Below are 22,347 nucleotides of genomic sequence, written 5' to 3'. Positions count from 1 at the left end.
CTGCAAAATAAATAACTACAAAGCAACTAGTTCTGCCAGCCGCAACTTATAAGCGTCGGACATTGCGCGTATTTGCGAGTACTGAGCATTCATCAAAGACTCACTGGCGACTCGCAGGAAATTCACATTGCCCGCGTCCAGCGCCTTGCGCAGCCAGCCGAGTGCGTCATCGATGCGCCCCTCGTCGGCAAGCATTGCCGCATGACTGAACTGCCCACGAAAGTCGCCACCCTCGGCCGCACGCCGATACCAGTCGCGCGCCGTTGGCAGGTCTTGCGGACAGTGGCGTCCCTCTTCCAGATACCGGCCCAGCAGGTTCATCGACTTGGCATGCCCCGACTCGGCAGCACGGCGGTACAGGACGAGGGCCAGCGCCTGGTCTTCGGGTATTCCACGTCCGGTGGCGTGCAGGTTTGCCAGGTTGTACATCGCCCAATCCAGCCCCGCGTCGGCGGCTGTTTGGTAATGGCGCGCAGCGCGCTCGGCGTCGGCCACACAACCCCACCCGTGTTCATGACAGCGACCGAGCATGTTGCGCGCCATCAAATGACCTTGCCCTGCGGCGATTTCAAACCAGCGCAATGCCAGCGGTTGATCCTGAGCAATCCCATGACCATCGAGCAGAATCTGCCCGAGCAGCGCCTGCGCTTCGAGCACGCCCTCGCCCGCCGCCAACAGAATGGCCTGAGCCGCGCGAGCCGGGCTTTCTTCGAGCATGGCGGTGAGGCGTTCACCGTCGAGGACTTCTTCGCGACGTAACCGAAAGTCCGCCACTCAGACCTCGACCCAACGGCGCAACAGGTTGTGATAGGTGCCGGTGAGGCGGATCAGCGAAGGGTGATCGGGCATGTCTTGCGTGAGTTGCTGGATCGCACCGTCCATCTCGAACAGCAAGGCGCGCTGGCTGTCCTCGCGCACCAGGCTTTGGGTCCAGAAGAACGAGGCATACCGAGCGCCACGAGTCACCGCGTTGACTTTATGCAGGCTGGTGCCGGGGTAAAGCACCATGTCGCCGGCGGGCAGTTTCACGCGCTGGGTGCCGAAGGTGTCCTGGATTTCCAGCTCACCGCCGTCGTAGTCCTCGGGTTCGCTGAAAAACAGCGTGGCCGACAGATCGGTGCGTACCCGCTCGATGCTGCCCTTGGGCTGGCGCACGGCGTTGTCGATGTGGAAATCGAAACTGCCACCCGCCGTGTAGCAGTTGAGTAACGGCGGAAATACCTTGTGCGGCAGCGCGGCGGACATGAACAGCGGATTTTTCCACAGGCGCTCAAGCATCGCGGCGCCGATTTCCTTGGCCAGCGGATGGCCTTCGGGCAGTTGCAGATTGTGCTTGGCCTTGGCCGATTGATAGCCGGCGGTGATCTTGCCATCGGCCCAGTCGGCCTGCTCCAGAGCCTCGCGGATGCGCCGCACTTCGTCTTTCTCGAACAGAGCGGGGATGTGCAGCAGCATGTCGAAGTCACCTGATGGCAAAGAGGCGGCAATGGTATTGATTCTTATTGGCTGTGTAAAACCCGCTAGACGAATGAACTGGCAAAAACCGTAAGGTTAAATTGTAAAGAATGTAAATTCAGTGCGGATAGCAATGTTTCGCAATTGATACGAATACCTGTTTACCCTATATTCCGCCGCCTCAAATCCTTGGGGAGGGGAATAAAAATGGCACGTCAACAAGCACAATTACCGGTCAGTTCACCACGTCTGCTCGCTTCCGCCATCGGCGTGGCAATCACCGCCGGCTCCGCTGGCCACATGGTGTTCGCCGCTGAAAAGACCGACAGCAAAGCCTCCGGCAATGCCATCGCCCTGGACGCCACCGCCATCACCGGCGAAGCCCAGGACTCGACGTCCTACCAGGTCGAGAAAGCCTCCTCGCCCAAGTACACCGCGCCGCTGGTCGATACGCCGCGCTCGGTCACCGTTATTCCGCAACAAGTCCTGAAGGACACCGGCGCCCTGAACATGCAGGACGCGCTGCGCACCGTACCGGGCATCACTTTCGGTGCCGGTGAAGGTGGCAACCCGCAGGGCGACCGTCCGTTCATCCGTGGTTTCGACGCCCAGGGCGACACCTACCTCGACGGCGTGCGCGACACCGGCTCGCAGAGCCGCGAGATCTTCGCCGTGGAAAACATCGAAGTCAGCAAGGGCCCGAACTCCGCCATCGGCGGTCGCGGCGCGGCGGGCGGCAGCATCAACCTGGTGAGCAAGAAAGCGCACCTGGGCAACTCGTTCGACGGTGGTTTCACCTGGGGTTCCGACCAGACCCAGCGCTACACCCTGGACGGCAACTACCAGTTCAGCGACACCGCAGCCGGCCGTCTGAACCTGATGAGCCACGAGAGCAACGTCGCCGGTCGCGACAGCGTCGACTACGACCGCTGGGGCATCGCACCATCCCTGGCCTTCGGCCTGGGCACCGATACTCGCGTCAACCTCGACTACTACCATCTCGAAAGCAACGACACGCCGGACTCGGGCATCCCGTACACCATTCCGGCTGCCGGCTCGGCGGCACGTACCAAGTCCAATCCGGACAAGCCGTACTCGGGCGGCGATCACAGCAACTTCTACGGTCTGGACGGTCGCGACTTCCGCAAGGGTCGTACCGACACCGCGACGTTCGCCATCGAGCATGACCTGAATGACTCGCTGACCATCAAGAACACTCTGCGTCACGGCACCAGCATGCAGGATTACATCCTGACCCAGCCGGACGACAGCAAGGGCAACGTCAACAACGGCAGCGTCTGGCGTCGTGCGAACACTCGCGTGAGCAACACCGAGACCACCACCAACCAGACTGACCTGTTCGGTAACTTCTACGTTGCAGGCTTCAAGAACAGCTTCTCCACCGGTGTCGAATACACCCGTGAGGAAAGCCGCAAGTCCTCTTACAACGTCAACACCGATACCACGCCGCGCACCACCAACGTGCCGTCCAGCACCAACTGCACCCCGTCGATGATCGGCGCGTCGAGCGGCTACAACTGCACCTCGCTGTCGAACCCGAACCCGAACGATCCGTGGAACGGCGCCATTTCGCGCAACTACGCCGGCACTGACACCCAGTCCGATACTTACGCGCTGTATGTGTTCGACACCCTGGAACTGTCCCAGCAATGGCTGGTGAACATGGGCCTGCGTTACGACCACTTCGAAACCGGCTACCACACCTACAACAACGCTGGCACCACCACCGCCAAAGGCGCTGACACCAGCGAATTTGTCACCGGTCAGTTCGGCATCGTCTACAAACCGGCAGAGAACGGCAGCATCTACGCCTCCTACGCCACCTCCGCCACGCCGCCGGGCAACACCCTGGGCGAAGGCATGGACGGCAACCCGCTGGGCGGCACCACCGATCGCAACGGCAACCTGCTCAAGAGCGACATGGAGCCGGAAACCACCAAGAACTACGAAATCGGCACCAAGTGGGATCTGTTGAACGATCGCCTGTCGCTGACCGCCGACATCTTCCGCACCGAGAAAGAAAACGCGCGTGTCCAGGTTGATACCACGTCGTACGAAAACGCCGGCAAGACTCGTGTACAAGGTATCGAGCTGTCGGCCAGCGGCAAGATCACCGACAAGTGGCAAGTGTTCGCCGGTTACGCCTACATGGACAGCGAGCAAGTGGATGGCGGCCCGCTGAACCGTGCCACCGACGGCAACGAACTGCCTAACACGCCGAAAAACAGCGCCAGCCTGTGGACCACTTACCAGGTCACGCCGAAGCTGACCATCGGGGGCGGTGCGTTCTACGTGGATGACGTGTTCGGCAGCGTGGCCAACACCACCATGGTCGATTCCTACGTTCGCTACGACGCGATGGCTGCGTACAAGCTGACCAAGAACGTCGACCTTCAACTGAACGTGCAGAACCTGACCAACGAAACCTACTACGACAAAGCCTTCTCGACTCACTTCGCCAACCAGGCGGCGGGCCGTACGGCATTGCTGAGCACCAACTTCCACTTCTGATAGAAGCCGGAAGCCTCGGGCCCCGTTCATTCACTTGAACGGGGCTTTTGTGCGTAATAAAGAACGTTTCTCGATAAGCCACGGCATAATGCACGCCGTGAACACAATTTCCGAACGGACAAGGCAAGCGACGTGTTGAAGAAAACCCTGTTCCAGTTGCACTGGTTTTTTGGCATCACTGCCGGGCTGGTGCTGGCCCTGATGGGCATCACCGGCGCTGCCTATTCGTTTCAGGACGAGATCCTGAAAGCCCTCAACCCATCCGTGTTGCAGGTGGAGAAGCAGGTGGCCGGCGTCCTGCCGCCCGCCGACCTGGTGGCGCACATCGAAGCGGCCTCGGGCAAGAAAGTCTCGATGCTCTCGGTCGAAACGGAAAGCGGCAGCGCCGGACGCGTCTGGTTCACCCCGCCGAAAGGTGAGCGTCGTGGCGAGATGCGCTACTTCGATCCCTACACCGCCGAGTTCAAGGGCGAGGCCACCGGCCAGGACTTCTTCGGCCTGATGCTGCAACTGCACCGGTTCCTCGCCATGGGCGACACCGGCCGCAACATTACCGGCGCCTGCACCCTGATGCTGCTGTTCTTCTGCCTGTCCGGCCTGTACCTGCGCTGGCCGCGTCAGTGGAACAGCTGGCGCGTGTGGCTGACCCTGGACTGGAAGAAAAAGGGCCGCAGCTTCAACTGGGATCTGCACTCGGTGTTCGGCACCTGGTGCATGCTGGTTTACCTGCTGCTGGCGCTGACCGGTCTGTCCTGGTCCTACGAGTGGTACAACAAAGGCCTGACCAGACTGCTTTCCGATGCGCCGCAAAACGAACGCGTGCGCGGCGGACGCGGCCCGGCACCTGAAGGCCCGGCGCCGACCGCCGATTACGCCGCAATGTGGGTCAGCATCTACAGCTCCGCAGGTCCAGGCCTCGCCTCCTACAACATCCGAATGCCGCCTGTGGCCGGCCAACCGGCGACCGTGTTCTATCTGCTAGACAGCTCGCCCCACGAGCGCGCGCTGAACCAGATCATCCTCGACCCGGCCACCGGCGTCGTCAAACGCGTCGACCGCTACGCAGACAAGAGCTTCAAGGCGCAATTGCTGACCAGCATTTACGCGCTGCACGTCGGCAGCTATTTCGGTCTGGTCGGGCGAATCATCGTGACAGTCGCAGCGGTGCTGATGCCGTTGTTCTTTATCACCGGATGGCTGTTGTACCTCGATCGCCGCCGCAAGAAAAAGCAGATCAAGGATGCCCGCCAAGGCCTCGAGCAACCGACCGGTGACACCCCGGCATGGTTGATCGGTTTCGCCAGCCAGAGCGGTTTTGCCGAGCAACTCGCTTGGCAGACCGCCGGCCAGTTGCAGGCAGCAGGATTGCCGGTGAAGGTGCAGCCGCTGGCGAATGTCAGCGAGCAGGATCTGCAGGAATCCAACAATGCGCTGTTCGTGGTCAGCACCTTCGGCGACGGCGAAGCACCGGACAGCGCTCGCGGTTTCGAACGCAAAGTGCTGAACAACGCCTCGACACTCGACAGCCTCAATTACGCCGTACTCGGTCTCGGCGACCGTCAGTATCAGCACTTCTGCGGTTTCGCCCGACGTCTGCACCAATGGCTGGGCGAGCATGGCGGCAAGACGCTGTTCGCTCCGGTGGAGGTCGACAATGGTGATCCTTACGCACTGCGTCACTGGCAGACCCAGCTCGGCCTGATCACCGGGCAAGCACCGGTCGACACCTGGCAGGCACCAAGCTACAGCAACTGGACGCTGGAACGCCGCGAACTGATGAACCCTGACAGCAGCGGTTCACCGGTTTTCCTGCTGGGTCTCTCGGCGCCTGACACCAGCAGCTGGCTCGCTGGCGATCTGGTGGAAGTGTTGCCACGCAATTGCCCGTGGGCCATCGAACATTTCCTCGACGGCCTCGGCATTCGTGGCGAAACCAGCGTGAAGGTCAACGGCCTGGAAGAGTCGCTGGAAGTGGCCCTCGCCACCCGCCAGTTGCCCGAACACCGCGCCCATCTTGTAGGCCTGCATGCCCAGGCACTGGTCGATGCGATGGTGCCGCTGGCGATGCGCGAATACTCGATCGCCTCGATTGCCGCCGACGGCGTGCTGGAATTGATCGTGCGTCAGGAACAACACAGCGACGGCACCCTCGGCATCGGCTCCGGCTGGCTGACCGAGCATGCTCACGTGGGTGGCAGCATCAGCCTGCGGGTACGCCGCAACAGCGGCTTCCATCTGCCGAACCAGCCGGTGCCGATGATCTTGCTGGGCAACGGCACCGGCCTTGCCGGCCTGCGCAGCCTGCTCAAGGCGCGGATTGCCGACGGGCAGCAACGCCACTGGCTGCTGTTCGGCGAGCGCAACCGGGAACACGATTTCCTCTGTCGTGCAGAGCTGGAGGAGTGGCTGATCAACGGTGATCTGGCGCGACTGGACCTGGCGTTCTCGCGGGATCAGGCAGAAAAAATCTATGTGCAGGATCGCTTGCGCGAGTCGGCTGCCGAGCTGAAGAAATGGCTGGCGGACGGTGCCGTGATCTACATCTGCGGCAGCTTGCAAGGCATGGCGTCAGGGGTGGATCAGGTGCTCAATGAAGTGCTGGGGGCCGCCGAAGTCGAACGCCTGATCGAACAGGGTCGTTATCGCCGCGACGTTTACTGATTCACCTGCATTCCTGTGGGAGCAAGCCTGCTCCCACAGGTTCACTGCATTTAGACTGGCTGCAGCTTCTGCTCAAACACCGCCACCCCATCCAGATCCCGCAACACCACACTCAACTCCCCGCTCTGTCCTTCAATGTTCACCTCGCCAAAAAACTGAAACCCGGCAAACGGTGAAGCGTTTTGCGTCGGCGGTGCTTTCTGAAACACCACTTCCGGGCCGAAGGTCTTGTCCAGCGGATTGGGCCCGAAACTCCCGGCGTTCAGAGGCCCTGCGACAAACTCCCAGAACGGTTCGAAATCCTGGAACGCGGCCCGATCCGGGTGATAGTGATGCGCCGCGCAGTAATGCACGTCCGCCGTCAGGAACACGAAATTGCGCACCTGTTGCGCCCGCAGAAACCCCAGCAATTCGGCGATTTCCAGTTCACGTCCCTGAGCCGGGCCGGGGTCGCCGTTGGCCACGGCTTCCCAACGCGGCACACCGGGGCTGACTTCGCCGTCCGGCACGCCAAGGCCGATCGGCATGTCGGCGGCGATGACTTTCCACTGGGCTTTCGATGCCTTCAATCCGCGCTTAAGCCAGTTCAATTGCTCGCGCCCGAGGAACGGTTTTTCCGCCCCGAGGTTGTCGTCGTTGGCGCCGCGATAACTGCGCATGTCGAGTACGAACACATCGAGCATCGGCCCGTAGCTCAGCTTGCGATAGATCCGCCCGCCACCGTCCGCTGCCTGACGGCGCATCGGCGAATATTCGAGCCAGGCCTGACGCGCACGGCCGACCAGGGTGTGGATATCTTTTTCCTGATAGCGCTCGTCGAGCTGTTTGCCCGGCGACCAGTTGTTGACCACTTCATGGTCATCCCATTGCCAGATCTGCGGCACTTCGGCGTTGAAGCGGCGGATGTTTTCATCCATCAGGTTGTAGCGGTAATTGCCGCGATAGTCGTCGAGGGTCTGGGCGACCTTGCTCTTGGCTTCGGTGGTGAGGTTGCGCCACACGCGGCCACCCTCGGTGGTCAGTTGCGCCGGCACCGGGCCGTCGGCGTAGATCGTGTCGCCGCTGTGGATAAAGAAGTCCGGCAGGCGCATGCGCATGGATTCGTAGATGCGCATGCCGCCGATATCGGGGTTGATGCCGAAGCCCTGGCCGACGGTGTCGCCGCTCCACACGAAGCGGATATTGCGCCGTGCGGTCGGTGCACTGCGCAGGTGGCCGAGCCACGGTTCGCTGGCAACACCCGTCTGGGCGTCCTTGAAATACACGCGGTAGAAAATCGCCTGATCGGCGGGCAATCCGGTGAGTTCGACGCGGGCGGTGAAATCGCTGCGCGCGTCGGCCAACGCGGAGATGACGCGTCGCGGATGGCGGAACTGACTGCGGGTGTCCCACTCCACCACCATCCGCGCCGGGCGATCGCTGCGGCTCCAGATCATCGCCCGATCGCCCTGCAAGTCGCCGGACTGCACGCCGTCGGTGAGTTGCGGTCGATCCTTGACCGAGGCGATCACGGCCGGTGCCAGCCCTGGCATCAGCAAACCGGCGCCGACCACTTGCATCACGCGCCGGCGACCGAGGTTGAAATCGCTCATGCTGTTCTCCCTGAAAAAAGGAAAACTTAACCATCACCAGATGAAGCGGGTATGACACCTCAGGCGTTGGCGGGCTCCAGCGCCAGCTCGACGGCTTCCGGCCGCTTGACCAACGCATACACCACCGCCGTCAGCAGGCTGCCCGCAACGATTGCCAGCAGATACAACAACGCATGGTTGATCGCGTTCGGGATCGCCAGCACAAACAGGCCACCGTGCGGCGCCATCAGCTTGCAGCCGAAGTACATCGACAGCGCACCGGTCAGCGCACCGCCGGCAATGCTCGCCGGGATCACCCGCAATGGGTCTTTCGCGGCAAACGGAATCGCCCCTTCGGAGATGAAGCACAACCCGAGCACCAGTGCCGCTTTACCGGCTTCGCGCTCGGTCTGGGCGAACTTGCGTCGGGCGATGAACGTGGCGATACCCAGACCGATCGGCGGCACCATGCCGGCGGCCATGGTCGCGGCCATCGGTGCGTAACTCTGCGAGGCCAGCAGCCCCACCGAGAACGCATACGCAGCCTTGTTGATCGGCCCGCCGAGGTCGACGCACATCATGCCGCCCAGCAGCACACCGAGCAGGATCGCGTTGGTGGTGCCCATGCTGTCGAGGAAATGCGTCAGCGCCGCGAGCATCCCGGCCACCGGTTTGCCGACCACGTAAATCATCACCAGCCCGGTGATCAGACTGGCGAACAGCGGGATGATCAGAATCGGTTTCAGCGCTTCCAGACTCTGCGGCAATGCCACATAACGACTGATCAGCTTCGCCGCATAACCGGCAATGAAACCGGCGACGATCCCGCCGATGAATCCGGCGCCCAGGGTGCTCGCCAGCAAACCGCCGATCATCCCCGGTGCCAGACCCGGACGGTCAGCAATCGAGTAGGCAATGTAACCGGCCAGCAACGGCACCATCAATTTGAACGCGGTCTCGCCCCCGATCTGCATCAGCGCCGCCGCCAGCGTGCCTTCTTCCTTGAACGCGGTGATGCCGAACACGAACGACAACGCAATCATCAAGCCGCCCGCCACCACCATCGGCAGCATGAACGACACACCGGTCAGCAGGTGTTTGTAGACGCCGGTTTTCTCTTGTTTGGCCGGGGCCTTGCCGTCGCTCGCGGCGCTTTCCTGCTGGCCCTCAGCGAGCGCTTTTTTCAGCGTGGCTTCGGATTGCTTCAACGCGATTCCGGTGCCACAGCGGTAGATTCTCTTGCCGGCGAAACGCTCGGTGGCGACTTCGATATCCGCTGCCAGCAGCACCACGTCGGCCTCGGCAATTGCCGTCGCGCTCAGTGGATTTCGCGCGCCGACCGAGCCCTGGGTTTCCACTAGAAACTCATAGCCCAGGCGCTTGGCCGCTTGCTGCAAGGCTTCAGCCGCCATGAAGGTATGGGCGACGCCGGTCGGGCACGCTGTGACAGCGACGATGCGAGGTGCGCGTTGCTCAGCGGCCGTCGGTGCAACTTCGCTGGCAACATGAATTTCGGCTTCTTCGGCACCGCGACGCAGCACCGCTTCGACATCCTGCAACGCTTGCGCCGGGGCAATCCTGTAGACCCGTTTGCCGACGAATCGGGTCATGTCGACCGATCCGGTGGTCACCAGCAACACCCACTCCGCCGCCTCGATCGTGGCCGCCGACAATTCGCGTTCCGGATGCGCCGCATCCACCACTTCGACGCTGGTGCTCCAGCCCTGACGCTGGGCCGCAGCATCCAGCAGCCGGGCGCACAGCACACTGGTGACCATGCCGTTCGGGCAGGCCGTGACAATGGCTAACTTCATGACAAACCCTCTTATTGTTCTGTCAGGGGACGCACGCGCACGCCCTGTTCGAGCTGCGTCAGTTGCGCAGCATCGTGAATACCGAATCCGATCTGGGTCACCGCCTGCGCCGCAATCGCCGTGGCCGTGCGCAGGGTTTGCTCCGGCGTATCGGCGCTAAGCAGACCGTGCAGCATGCCGGCCAGCAACGAATCGCCGGCACCGACCGTACTGGCGACGCTGACCTTCGGCGGCGTGGCGTGCAACGCCGAGCCGACACTGAACCAGTTCACCCCCTCGGCACCGTGGGAAATCACCACATGCTCGATGCCTTGAGCGTGCAGCCGATTGGAGGCTTCGGCCTGAGACGCGTGCGACACCACTTCACAGCCCAGCGCATCCGCCAGCTCTTCGGTATTCGGTTTGATCAGCCACGGGCCAGCCTTGAGTGCCGTGCGCAACGCTTCGCCGCTGGTGTCCAGCGCGACTTTCAGGCCCAGGCCCTTCAGGCGCTCGATCAACTCACGCAACCACTTCGCACTGACCCCGCGCGGCAGACTGCCGGCGACCACCACCGCGTCATGCCCCGGTGCAATCTGCACCAGACGCTCCAGCAACGCCTGTTGCGCCACCACGCCGACCACCGGGCCCGGGCCGTTGATGTCGGTGATGCGTCCGTCCCGTTCCGCGACCTTGATGTTGCTGCGGGTCTCGCCCGGCACGCGGATGAAGGCGTCGACAAAACCACGCTTGGCGAACAGGGTTTCGAACGCCTGCAGATTGTCTTCGCCGAGAAAGCCGCTGACCGTCAGTTGATGACCGAGGTCGGCCAGCACTTGCGCGACGTTGACGCCCTTGCCGGCGGCGTGAGTGTGCATTTCGTCGCTGCGATTGACCTGACCGGCTTCCAGACGCGGCAACTGCACCGTGAGGTCCAGCGCCGGGTTGAGGGTCAGGGTAAGAATCTTGGCCATTACAGGGCCTCCACTAATGCGCGCACTTCGTTGGCGCTGCCCACGGCCAGGGCTTGTTGAGCAAGGGTTTGAGTCTGGGTCAGGCTGAGTTCGCGGATGCGCGCCTTGACCTCGGCGATGCTGCGTCCGGACACGCTCAGCTCATCCACTCCCAGACCGACCAGCACCGGCACCGCCAGCGGGTCCGCCGCCAGTTCGCCACAGACGCCGACCCATTTGCCGTGGGCATGGGCCGCGCGCACGGTGATGTCGATCAGTTGCAGCACCGCCGGGTGCAGGCCGTCAGCCTGGGCGGACAGGGTCGGATGACCGCGGTCGATGGCCAGGGTGTATTGCGTCAGGTCATTGGTGCCGACGCTGAAGAAATCGACTTCTTTGGCCAGCACTGGCGCCAGCAACGCGGCGGACGGCACTTCGATCATGATCCCCAGTTGCAGGTCGGCGACCGGGATTTCCAGGCGCAGCCGCTCGGTCATGTCGCGAGCCTGACGCCACTCGTCGACGCTGCCGACCATCGGGAACATGATCCGCAGCGGGCGGTTGTCCGCCGAGCGCAGCAAGGCGCGCAACTGCGCTTCCATGATCTGCGGACGCTGCAAGGTCAGGCGAATCCCGCGTACGCCGAGGAACGGGTTTTCTTCCTTGGCAATCGGCCAATACGGCAGCGGTTTATCGCCGCCGACGTCGAGAGTGCGCACCACCAGCGGCCGACCGGCGAGGCCGTCGAGGACGCGGCGGTATTCGGCTTCCTGAGTCGCCTCGTCCGGCGCCTGCGGGTGGGCCATGAAAATCAGCTCGGTGCGCAACAGACCGATGCCTTCGGCGCCCTGCTCCACCGCGCTGGTGACACCGGCGCTTTCGCCGATGTTGGCGAACACTTCCACGGCGTGGCCGTCGGTGGTGTGCGCCGGTTGATGGCGTTGTTCGGCGGCGGCCTTCAGGCGTTGTTCGCGGGTGTCACGTTCTTCGGTGGCGCGTTGCAAGGTCGCGGCATCGGCATCGACATGCAGGCGACCGCGCTGGCCATCGAGCAGCAACGGCGTGCCCGGTTTCAGCAGCAATACCGCAGCGCCCGCACCGACCAGCGCCGGAATCCCCAGCGCGCGCGCCACGATGGCGCTGTGAGCGGTGGCGCCACCACGGGCGGTAAGAATCCCCGCGACCCGCGCCGGATCCAGACGCGCGACGTCGGACGGGCCGACCTCATCCATCACCAGAATGTACGGCTGCTCAGGCTCGGTGGGCGTCTGCACGCCGCACAGTTGCGCCAGCACTCGACGCCCGATGTCGCGCAGATCGGCAGCACGTTCGGCGAGCAAGGCGTCCTGCAACGCTTCCTGTTGTTTTGCGGCGGCCTCGATCACCGCCATCCACGCTGCCTCGGCGCTTTCGCCCTGCTTGAGACGGGTGTCGACTTCGTCGGTGAGCTCCGGGTCGTCGAGCATTTCCTGGTGGGTGATGAAAATCTCGCGGATTGCCTTGGCCTTGCTGCGCTCGATCAGGCCTTGGATGTCCTGACGCACGTCGGCCAGGGCATTTTTCAGACGCTCGCGCTCGATGGCGGCAGACTCACCGCGCAACGGGTAATCAATGGTTTGCTGGACCTGAATGTGCGCCGGGCCGATGGCAATGCCGGGGGCGGCGGGAATGGCTTGCAGCAGGCTGCCGGAGGCCGGGGCGCTCAAGACTTCGGCGATGTCGGCGATCACTTCTCGTTGTTGGCTCACGGCCGGCAACGGTTCGACTTCTTCGCCGAGGCCTTCTTCGATGGCCGCCAGCAAGGCCGGCAAGGCGTCGGCGGCGATGCTCGGTTCGGCGATGATTTCCAGCACCTGGCCGCGACGGGCGCCGAGGCTCAGCAGTTTGCTCAGGCTTTTCACCGACACGGCGCTGTCCTGGCCGTCGACGATGCGGATGCGCATCTCACCGTCAAAACTCTTCGCCAGTTGGGCGAGGATCTTCGCCGGCCGCGCATGCAAACCATGGGCGTTGGCCAGTGCGATACGCGCACTCGGCCAGTCCGCAGGCAACTCGCCGCCGAGCACTTCGAGGACTTTGCGGCTGCTGGTGGCGCGGCCCAGTTCATGGCCACGACCTTCGATCAGCAACGCGCACAAACGCTCCAGCAACGCCTGATGCGCTTCGCCGAGGCTGGCCAGGCAAAACAGACCGCTGAGTGGCTGACCGAGGTAACGCATCGGCTTGTCCGGAGTGACGAAGGCCAGGCCCGGACGCTTCACGGTCTGCTCGCTGTGCAGCCACCACAGGCCATCGCCCAGCGGCAGCGCTTCGACTTGCTGCAACACACCGGCAAAACCGTTGCTCACGCAATCGGCCTGACGCAGCAGACGTGCACCGCGCCAGACCAGTTCTTCGAAATCGTCGGCGGAGACCCCGAGGCCGATCATCTGCGCATCCAGCGCCAGTTCCTGTGGCGCGCCTTGCAGCAGCTTCAGCAGCGCTTCGGGCGAACTGGCGCGGCGCAGGGCCTGGCCCAGATCGGTTTCGCCGAGGGCGCGGGTCAGCAATTGCAGCAGGCGCAGGTGTTCGTCGGATTTGGCGGCGATACCGATGGCCAGATAGACGATCTGGCCGTCGCCCCAATCCACGCCGTCGGGAAACTGCATCAGCCGAACGCCGGTGGCAAACACCTGATCGCGGGTTTCGGGCGTGCCATGCGGGATCGCAATGCCTTGGCCGAGAAAGGTCGAGCCCTGGGCTTCCCGCGCCTGCAAACCGGCAAGGTAACCGTCGGCGACCAGACCATCGGCCACCAGATGATCGGCCAGCAATTGCAGGGCAGCGGGTTTATCCACAGCCGATTGGCCCATGGATATCTGCTCTATAGTGAGCTCGAGCATGCGTTCTCCTTTTTGGCGTCACGGGGCGCCAGGTATTGTTTTGAATGGTTCCAGCTTAGGCGCTTGTGCGCTTCCCTTTCAGGAGGCAGTTTTGGCGGTTTCACGGCAGCACCGGCCAAAGGCGTCTAAAACGTAGAAAATACGCTTGCTGAAACGTTTAATCTAGATTGATCGGCACGTTACTCGATAATGTCTCATCCTTGAAGTCCAACTTGTCGGATGCGCTGCGACAATGGTCGCCTGCCTGAATCGGGTAGGATTGGCGAAAATGTGGCGGCAAGCTCGAAAAAACAAGGAAATCCCGGGTTGAAACTCAGTGATATCGCGCGGTTGGCCGGAGTGTCCGTGACCACCGCCAGCTACGTCATCAACGGCAAGGCCGAACAGCAACGCATCAGCACCGCGACCGTCGAGCGGGTGCGGGCGGTGGTCGATCAGCACGGCTTTACCCCCAATCCCCAGGCGGCCGGGCTGCGCAGTCGGCACACCCGGACCCTGGGTTTCATCCTGCCGGACCTGGAAAACCCCAGTTACGCGCGGATCGCCAAGCTGCTGGAACAAGGCGCCCGGGCGCGGGGCTATCAGTTGCTGATCGCCAGTTCCGACGATGCGCCGGACAGCGAACGGCAACTGCTGCAACTGTTCCGCGCCCGGCGCTGCGATGCGTTGATCGTTGCCAGTTGCCTACCGGCCGGTGATGACAGTTATCGCCAGTTGCAGGCCAAGGGTTTGCCGGTCATCGCCATCGACCGAGTGATGGACCCCGAGCACTTCTGCTCGGTGGTCAGCGACGACCGCGAGGCCAGCCTGCACCTCACCGAAAGCCTGCTCGACCCGCAGCCGAAACAGATCGTGCTGCTGGGCGCCCGCCCGGAACTGAGCATCAGCCAGGAACGTGCCGCCGGCTTCAAACAGGCCCTCACCGGCTTCAAGGGCGAAGTGCTGATCGAACACGCCGAGTCCTTCAGCCGCGAGTGCGGCAAGCAATTGATGGAAGAACTCCTGCAACGCCTCGGGCATTTGCCGGATGCGCTGGTGACCACGTCCTACGTGCTGTTGCAGGGTGTGTTCGACGCGCTGCATGACTTCCCGCTGAAAAACCGCCCGCTGCGTCTCGGCACATTTGGCGACACCCAGTTGCTGGACTTCCTGCCGCTGCCGGTCAACGCCATGGCCCAGCAGCACCAGTTGATCGCCGACAAGGCGCTGGCATTGGCGCTGGCGGCGGTCGAGCAATCTGATTACCAGCCTGGCGTACAGGCCATCGCTCGTACCTTCAAGCAGCGTATTCATCGGGACTGAGCCGTGGAGCTGATCGACAGCCACACCCACCTGGACTTTCCCGACTTCGACGCCGACCGTGCGGCGTTGCTGGCGGAAAGCCGTGCCCTCGGGGTGCGGCGGATGGTGGTGCTGGGGGTATATGAGGGCAACTGGCAGCGGGTGTGGGATCTGGTGCAAAGCGATCCCGAACTGTACGCCGCTTTCGGCTTGCACCCGGTCTATCTCGATCAGCATCGGCCAGAAGATTTGCTTGCACTGGGCGATTGGCTGACACGGCTGCGCGGTCATCGGCAACTGTGCGCCGTCGGCGAAATCGGACTGGATTACTTCATCGAAACCCTCGACCGCGAACGCCAGCAAGCGCTGTTCGACGCGCAACTGCAACTGGCAGCGGATTTCGAATTACCGGCGTTGATTCATGTGCGGCGCAGTCATGCGGCGGTGATTGCCACGCTCAAGCGCTTCAAGCTCATGCGCGGGGGCATCATCCATGCCTTCGCCGGCAGTCGTGAAGAAGCGCGGGAATACATCAAACTCGGTTTCAAACTCGGCCTCGGTGGCGCACCCACCTGGCCCCAGGCCTTGCGCATGCATCGGGTGCTGGCCGACTTGCCACTGGGTTCGGTGGTGCTAGAAACCGACTCACCGGACATGGCACCCGCCATGTACCCCGGCGTGCGCAATACACCGGCGCATTTGCCGGCCATCTGCACGGCACTTGCCGGGTTGATGAACGTCACTGCAGAACAACTCGCCGAGGCCAGCACTGCCAACGGCTGCGAAGTGTTCGGCTGGTAGTCAGTCGTCGAGGGACCTGACGGCGTCGAGCGTCAGGGTCATGTGTTGGCGGTGGTGAACCAGGCGCATCAGTGCGAAGTACACGAAAATCACGATCAAAGAGGCATTCAACTGTTCCGTCACGTTGAGCAGCCCGATCCATTCCATCACCAGCGCCACCAGCAACGCGGTGCACACCGTCAACGATGCACTGAAGCGCAACCAGCCCAGCGAATCGAGGGATCTGAAGCGTCTGATCTGTTTCGGGCAGCGCAGCTCCAAGCTTTTCTGGCAGTGGGCACAGGTGAACGGTTCATTGATCGCGATGGCATTCAGTTGCCAGGGTTTGAGCAGCAGCGTGGTCTGACAATGGGCACAGCGGCCCTGGACTCCCAGGGTTGCAACAGACATGCGTGGCCTCCTCCAAACGGTCAGTTGATGTGATCTTGATCCATTGAAGACGAAAAATCAGAGCACGGAGGAAATCAGGAAATTGCTTACAAACGTAAGCAAAGAAGTACTACAAATTATTCCGACAAACCTGCCTCCTGAGAGGCAGACTCGTTCAGACCCGGAAGGCGCTGATCAACTGCTTCAACTCAACCACCTGCGCCGACAGGGCCCGACTCGCGTTTTCGGTCTGATAGGCACCTTCGGCCGTGCGCTCACCGGCGCGGTTGATCTCGACGATGTTCTGGTCGATGTCATGGGCGACAGCAGTCTGCTGCTCCACGGCAGCCGCGATCTGCTGGTTCTGATCGACGATCATGCCTACCGCACCGAGGATGTTTTCCAGCGCTTGCTGGACCTTTTCCGACTGCCCAACCGTGCCGTTGGCCATCGAATGACTGACACCCATGGCCTTCACCGCTGCGCCGACCCCGCCGTGAAGCCTGGCGATCATCTGCTCGATTTCTTCGGTCGATTGTTGAGTGCGCTTAGCCAGGGTTCGTACCTCGTCCGCCACCACGGCAAAGCCCCGCCCCTGTTCCCCGGCCCGCGCCGCCTCGATCGCCGCGTTGAGGGCCAGCAGATTGGTCTGCTCGGCGATGCTCTTGATCACCTCCAGCACCCGGCTGATCGACTGGCTGTCGCTGGCCAACTGGTTGATCACCAGCACCGACTGATCAATCTCGCTGGCCAGTGCCGCGATGCTGCCCTGTTGCGACTCCACCAGGCCACGTCCGCTGATGGTTTCGTCGTTGACGCTGTGGGCGCTGCTCACCGCAGCCGCCGCACTGCGGGCGACTTCCTGCGAGGTGGCCGACATCTGGTTCATGGCCGTAGCCACTTGTTCGATCTGGGTGCGCTGTCCGGCCACGGCCTGATTGCTTTGCGCCGAGACGTTTTCCACTTGCCCGGCCTGACGCTCGACTTCGCCGACGGTATGCCCGACCCGCTCGATCAGGTCATGGATCTTGCGCACCGTGCCATTGAACACCTCACCCAGTTCGCCCAGCTCATCGCGACTATGGGCTACGAAGTTGACCGTCATGTCCCCGGCCGCGACTTTGTCCATCATCGCGCCAAGGCGTTTGAGCGTGGTGCGGGTCGAGGCGTAGAAGCCGCCATAGAGATAGAAAATCAACACGAACACCACCGACAGCGCCACGGCCTGCAACACCATGTGCGTGCGGTTCTGCGCCAGACGCTGCTGCAATTGGGTATCGAGGAATTTCAGGGTGGCTTCATTGAGCTGGTAAGTCCGGTCCATCAGGCCCGTGACCTGATCATAAAACGCCTGCCACGGCGCATCGAGGGTCTCGGCGACCACCACTTGCTCTTCGAATATTTCGCTGGCCTGCTTCAGCGAGGCCTTGCTGGCGTCGGCCACGGTACTCAGCGAGTCCCGTGCGGCCTTGCTTGAGCCCAGCGCATCCTGCAATTTCAGCCCGTACTCGCCCTGAAGTTTTTCGATCTGTGCCAGCAGCTCATCGAACCGGGTGCTGGAGGAACTGTTGAGAAACCCCTGCCCCAATGAATAAGAACCCATGGCCCGGCCTTCACCAAGGGTCTGGGTAATGGCAGGCGTGATCGCGGTGACCAGTTCGCTGAGTTGGCGGATATCGCTCTGGGTGTCGCGGCTCAGACCGGCCTGGCTGGCGATGATCTGACTGAAAATCTGTGCGCTGCCGAGCAGCTTGCCGATCAGCGCACTTTTGCTTTGCAGGGAGTTTTCCGCTTGCTGGGCCTTGAACGCGGTAATCATCTCATCGCGCTTGGCATCGAAGACCTTGATCTGCTCCGGCTCCTCGGTCATGGCCGTCAGCCCTTGCAGGCGCGCCAGTACGTTTTGCTCAAGGCCAGTGATTTGCGCTTCGACATTGCCGGCCTTGCCCGACTGGCCGAGGGTGACGTTGATCTGCACCAGGTTGTTGAGGGTTTCCAGATCCCGACGCAGGGTCAGGCTGCTGCCCAGCAGGTCGAGGCTTTGCAACTCCACCCGGGTGCCCTGGAATTCGCGATAGGAATCGCGCACCAGATAGAAGTTGGTCACCAGCATCGGTACCAGGAACAGCACGCTGATCAGGCTGAACTTCATGCCGAAGCTCAAGCGGTTCATCAGCGAGACGGCGGGATAGAGCAAGCTCTTCACTGGAAGTCTCCCTTGGTTTTTTCTTGTTTTTATTGGCAGGCGCGGGGCGACAGCAGATAGCCACTATCGGGCGCTATCTCTGTATAGCTCAAATCGAAGGGAGGTTTTGTAACTTAAGGTTAACGAGGGGGATTGCCCCCCTCGCTACACGCATGGACTACAACAGGACGACAGAAGTGCTAGTGCAGCACGGTCCACAGCGCAAATCCGGCATACCACAACACGGCGGCACGCAGCAGCAATTCCCACAGGCAATCGAGGGTGTTGATGCCTTCCGGGCCGACCGCGGCGGGCGGGATTTCCCCGGCAGCCAGACCGACCTTGTTGATCAATTGCGCGGCGCTGATGTTCCAGTTCAACAGTTCATGCAGCATGACCCGGCTGACCGCAACAAAGTTGCCGACCAGGGCGAAACTCGCCGCCAGCAGGCGCACCGGCACCCAGTCGAACGCGTGCCGCAGTTGCCCTGCCCGCTCGGCCAGTGCCGGGTTCTGCGCGTTTTCTTCAGCCAGCGCCAGCAGGCGATAGCTCAGCGCGGCAACCGGACCGAGCAGGAAGTACCAGAAAATCACTGCAAAGAAGCTCTGGTAGGCCTGCCACAACAGATGGCGCTGCACTTGCTCCAGCAATTGCTCGCCATTTTCGGCACAGATATCCAGATCGCGTTTGGCCACATGGGCGGCGGCCTGCAAGTCTTCCCGGCGCCAGGCATCGCGGAACGGGCCCAGACCGCCGAGCAGATCGCCGCGACCCAGGCTGTAAATCACCACCAGCAGATGCACCGGCAGGGCCAGCAAGCCGTAGGCGACCGGATCCAGCACCACCAGCAGTAACCCCAGCAACGCCACCGGCAGGAGAACCAGAATGACCAGCACCAGCCACGGCCGTTTTGCCAGATTGCCGCTTTCAAGCTTGTGCAGTTCGCGGATCCATCCGCCATCGCGTTGAACCCGATGGCGCAGGGCCGAGAACTTCTCGATCCAGACCGCCAGCAGTAACACCAGAAAACTCATTGTCCTTCCTCTTGTGCCAGGGCGGCGCGGTAGCGTGCCCAGTCGAATGCGGGTCCAGGGTCGGTCTTGCGTCCGGGTGCGATATCGCTGTGCCCGCAGATACGTTCGACAGTGATCGCCGGAAACGCTTTTTGCAAATGGCGGGTCAGCACGATCAACGCCTGATACTGCGCATCGGTGAACGGCAGATCATCGGTACCTTCGAGTTCGATGCCCACAGAAAAATCGTTACAGGTTTCCCGCCCTTCGAACACCGAAACGCCGGCATGCCAGGCACGCTCAAGACAGGAGACAAACTGGGTGACCTTGCCGTCACGTTCGATCAGGAAATGCGCGGAGACGCGCAGGTCGGCGATCCCTGCAAAATAGGGATGCTCCGTGACATCCAGACGATTCTGGAAAAATTCCTGCACCTTGCCGGTGGCGAACTGCGCCGGCGGCAGGCTGATGTTGTGGATGACCAACAGGGACACTTCGCCCGCCGGGCGTTCATTGAAGTTGGGCGACGGGCAGACCTGCACCCCGTGACACCACCCGCTTGCGGGATCCAACTGCATACCGATTCCTTCAACGCCGACTGTGTTGGCGCCCAGTATGCCGTGATCGGCCCCTGGCGCGCGATCACTTGCCGCGATTGAGCCGCCGCAAGTTACCGAGCACCGACTCCAGCGCGCGGTCGAACAACAAGGTGTCATCCAGCGCCCGCACCGTCCCGCGACGGAACTCCATGGCCAGGGCGATGCGATTGCGCTCCTGCACTTTCATCCCGGTGCGGTCGACAAACACATACTTGCCGGTCGCCTCGATAATTGCCGCCAGTTTGCAGCGCAACGTGTGTTCTTCATCCTCTTCGAACGCCACCCAACTGCCCAGACGCAATTGATCGACCTGGCGCAGGCTCGCCTCATCGGCCGGCAAACGCCCCGCGCCCAAGGTCAGATTGCCTTCGTCGGCGGTCTGCAGAACGATGGCTTGCGACACCTGGATCATCGGCGGCGATTCAACCTGATCCGGCTCGACGGAGGGCTGCAGCAAACGAACGTGCAATGCTTCCAGCGCACTGAAAAACTCGCTGGTGGCGAACGGGTCGAAGGCGGAACTGCTCAGCCCGTCACGCAGCGACTTGAGCAAGCCCGGCACCAGCGACAGCAAGCGCAAGCCTGACTCGGCATCCTCGTGACGCTGCACACTCCAGATCAACTGCTCCATGGTCTGCACGTCGGCTTGCCATTCGGCGGACTGATCGCCGTGCTTGAGGCACGTCAGCAGCAACACCTTGCCCCAGGCCGTCTGGACGAAGGTCACCACCGACGGCGGCAGGACTTTGCCCAGCATCGCCTGGTTCAACGCCTGTTCGACACGCAGACGGGCCAGTTCGGTTTTCGCGCGGCCCTCTTCGGCATCGCGCAGACGCTGTTCAAGCAATTCACTGCGGCGGCGCTCGTCGCTGGTGAAGGTGAGAAAATCCGCCAGCAGCTCGGAGAAAATCGCCGGGTCATCGACGAAGTCCGTCAGCAGACGCTGCACCACTTGTTCGATGCGCAGATAAAGGCTGTCGCGCGCGTCGCCGTCGCACTCGCCCCAGCCCATGGCCGCTTCGGCGATTTCGTTGAGCAGGCGTCGCGCCGGGTGGCTGCTGCGGCTGAAAAAGCTCTTGTCGATCACCGCGACTTTCAACATCGGAATCTGCAACCGGGCGATCAACGCCTTGAGCGAATCCGGCAGGTTGCGGTCATCCAGAATGCAGTCGAAAACCATGGCAACCAGGTTGATCACGTCCTCGTCGGCGCCACCGACGATCCGTGATTTACCGCTTTTCACGCTGACCCGGGTCAGCAATTGCTCAAGCTGATTGCGCAGATCGAAGTCTTCCTGCCCCGCCAGCGCCGGCACGTACTGCTGTAAATGCGAGAGCAGGCGCAGCAGGTCGCGGGTGGAAATCGGCTGAGTCGCCGCGCTTGGCTCAAGGGTCGGCGCGACGCTGCCGCGCACGTGCATCAACAGTTCCTGGAGTGCGGCGAAAACCTCCTGCACACCCGCGTCCGCCGGGGATTGATCGAGATCGTCGAATTCGCTGTGTGCACTGGCCGAAGCATGATCCCTGGCGCGACGGGCCGGTGCCGGTTTCAGCTCGGGCAACACGCCTGTAGCGACCAACAGTTGATTGGCCTCCGCGAAGAGCTGGTCGGTATCGGCCAACACGTAGCGCTCGAACAGTTTGAGCAGGATCAGTTTGACCTTGATCTCCACGCCCAGATTGCGCCCGGCCTGCAGGAAGTACTCACACAGCATCGCCGGGCCCAGCGGGTTGTGTTGATCATCGAGGGATTTGCCCAGCAGCGCGCTGAGCCGCGCGGTCAATTGATCGAGGGCGAAACCGTCGCGATTCAGCACACGGCCGACCATGGTCTCGATCGCTACGCTGCGCTCCATGTCGTCGGTGCGCGCCGTGGTGTCTTCGTACTGCAATGCATGAGACACGACATTCTGGGCGGGATCATATTGAGTGAGGCCGACAAAGGCCTCGAAGAATTGCTCGAGAAAGCCACGCTCGATGTTCTTGCGCTTGAGGCGCAGGTCGCGCATGGCTTCGAAAAAGATGTTCTGTTCGACGTCGTTGCGCGCCCGGTCGGCCATTTCGAACAGCGTGTCGTCGGCGTTATCGAACAGCTCCTGCAAACCGTTGCGCAGGCGCTGTGCAGCCTTGTCGCGAACCTGAAGCAGAATCACAGGCAGGCGGGCGAGCGGCGAGTGAGTCGCCTGATCGGTAGCAGCCTTGTGCAAAGGCACTACATTCCCGTCGTTGTGCATCCAAGCCTCCTGAAACGGT

General features: G+C 62.2%; 15 protein-coding genes. 4 read left to right on the top strand and 11 right to left on the bottom strand.

Annotation, left to right across the window (positions count from 1 at the left end; genetic code table 11):
* Nucleotides 1-15: 15 nt before the first annotated feature.
* The gene (locus AC1RMX_RS17975) at nt 16-774 is read right to left on the bottom strand and encodes a tetratricopeptide repeat protein (protein ID WP_096818876.1); all 759 of its coding nucleotides are present in this window, start codon (nt 772-774) and stop codon (nt 16-18) included.
* Complete coding sequence (locus tag AC1RMX_RS17970) at nt 775-1,455, bottom strand: Fe2+-dependent dioxygenase (RefSeq protein WP_085698411.1); 681 nt, start codon at nt 1,453-1,455, stop codon at nt 775-777.
* A 207-nt stretch (nt 1,456-1,662) separates the two neighbouring features.
* Between AC1RMX_RS17970 and AC1RMX_RS17965 the strand changes: the two genes are divergently transcribed.
* Nucleotides 1,663-3,987 carry a TonB-dependent receptor gene (locus AC1RMX_RS17965; RefSeq protein WP_102619411.1) on the top strand — a complete coding sequence of 775 codons (2,325 nt, stop codon included), beginning with the start codon at nt 1,663-1,665 and terminating at the stop codon, nt 3,985-3,987.
* A 132-nt stretch (nt 3,988-4,119) separates the two neighbouring features.
* Nucleotides 4,120-6,648 carry a PepSY domain-containing protein gene (locus tag AC1RMX_RS17960; RefSeq protein WP_493072662.1) on the top strand — a complete coding sequence of 843 codons (2,529 nt, stop codon included), beginning with the start codon at nt 4,120-4,122 and terminating at the stop codon, nt 6,646-6,648.
* A gap of 50 nt (nt 6,649-6,698) precedes the next feature.
* Here AC1RMX_RS17960 and AC1RMX_RS17955 read toward each other — a convergent pair whose 3' ends face one another.
* From AC1RMX_RS17955 to ptsP, 4 genes are read right to left on the bottom strand one after another with little or no spacing between them, the layout of a single operon-like run.
* A complete protein-coding gene (locus tag AC1RMX_RS17955; RefSeq protein WP_493072661.1) occupies nt 6,699-8,240 on the bottom strand; it encodes an alkaline phosphatase D family protein in 1,542 nt (513 codons plus the stop codon).
* Nucleotides 8,241-8,299: 59 nt separating this feature from the next.
* On the bottom strand, nt 8,300-10,033 hold the full coding sequence (locus AC1RMX_RS17950; protein WP_493072660.1) for a PTS fructose-like transporter subunit IIB: 1,734 nt from the start codon (nt 10,031-10,033) through the stop codon (nt 8,300-8,302).
* Nucleotides 10,034-10,044: 11 nt separating this feature from the next.
* The gene (pfkB, locus tag AC1RMX_RS17945) at nt 10,045-10,986 is read right to left on the bottom strand and encodes a 1-phosphofructokinase (RefSeq protein WP_493072659.1); all 942 of its coding nucleotides are present in this window, start codon (nt 10,984-10,986) and stop codon (nt 10,045-10,047) included.
* Entirely contained in the window at nt 10,986-13,847 is a 2,862-nt protein-coding gene (gene ptsP / locus AC1RMX_RS17940; protein ID WP_493072658.1) for a phosphoenolpyruvate--protein phosphotransferase, read from the bottom strand. The genes pfkB and ptsP overlap by 1 nt, the downstream gene beginning before the upstream one ends.
* Nucleotides 13,848-14,153: 306 nt before the next feature.
* Between ptsP and cra the strand changes: the two genes are divergently transcribed.
* Both cra and AC1RMX_RS17930 read left to right on the top strand, forming a co-directional pair.
* The gene (gene cra, locus AC1RMX_RS17935) at nt 14,154-15,149 is read left to right on the top strand and encodes a catabolite repressor/activator (RefSeq protein ID WP_096818861.1); all 996 of its coding nucleotides are present in this window, start codon (nt 14,154-14,156) and stop codon (nt 15,147-15,149) included.
* A gap of 3 nt (nt 15,150-15,152) precedes the next feature.
* A complete protein-coding gene (locus AC1RMX_RS17930) occupies nt 15,153-15,929 on the top strand; it encodes a TatD family hydrolase (RefSeq protein ID WP_493072657.1) in 777 nt (258 codons plus the stop codon).
* Here AC1RMX_RS17930 and AC1RMX_RS17925 read toward each other — a convergent pair whose 3' ends face one another.
* The 5 genes from AC1RMX_RS17925 to AC1RMX_RS17905 all read right to left on the bottom strand — a co-directional run bounded on the left by AC1RMX_RS17925 (nt 15,930) and on the right by AC1RMX_RS17905 (nt 22,328).
* Nucleotides 15,930-16,319 (bottom strand): hypothetical protein, encoded by a 390-nt coding sequence (locus tag AC1RMX_RS17925; RefSeq protein WP_096818857.1) that lies wholly within the window; start codon nt 16,317-16,319, stop codon nt 15,930-15,932.
* A gap of 154 nt (nt 16,320-16,473) precedes the next feature.
* On the bottom strand, nt 16,474-18,504 hold the full coding sequence (locus AC1RMX_RS17920) for a methyl-accepting chemotaxis protein (RefSeq protein WP_493072656.1): 2,031 nt from the start codon (nt 18,502-18,504) through the stop codon (nt 16,474-16,476).
* A gap of 179 nt (nt 18,505-18,683) precedes the next feature.
* Nucleotides 18,684-19,517: a regulatory signaling modulator protein AmpE gene (gene ampE, locus AC1RMX_RS17915; protein WP_493072655.1), complete on the bottom strand. Its 834-nt coding sequence runs from the start codon at nt 19,515-19,517 to the stop codon at nt 18,684-18,686.
* On the bottom strand, nt 19,514-20,074 hold the full coding sequence (gene ampD / locus AC1RMX_RS17910; protein WP_096818851.1) for a 1,6-anhydro-N-acetylmuramyl-L-alanine amidase AmpD: 561 nt from the start codon (nt 20,072-20,074) through the stop codon (nt 19,514-19,516). Before ampD ends, ampE begins: the two co-directional genes overlap by 4 nt.
* Nucleotides 20,075-20,138: 64 nt before the next feature.
* Nucleotides 20,139-22,328 carry a DUF1631 domain-containing protein gene (locus AC1RMX_RS17905; protein WP_273539757.1) on the bottom strand — a complete coding sequence of 730 codons (2,190 nt, stop codon included), beginning with the start codon at nt 22,326-22,328 and terminating at the stop codon, nt 20,139-20,141.
* Between the last annotated feature and the right edge of the window lie 19 nt (nt 22,329-22,347).

The sequence above is a fragment of the Pseudomonas sp. GW822-FHT03F04 genome, from assembly GCF_058801405.1.
The sequence above is the reverse complement of the archived record's forward strand: the minus strand, read 5'-3'. Positions and strand labels throughout refer to the sequence as shown.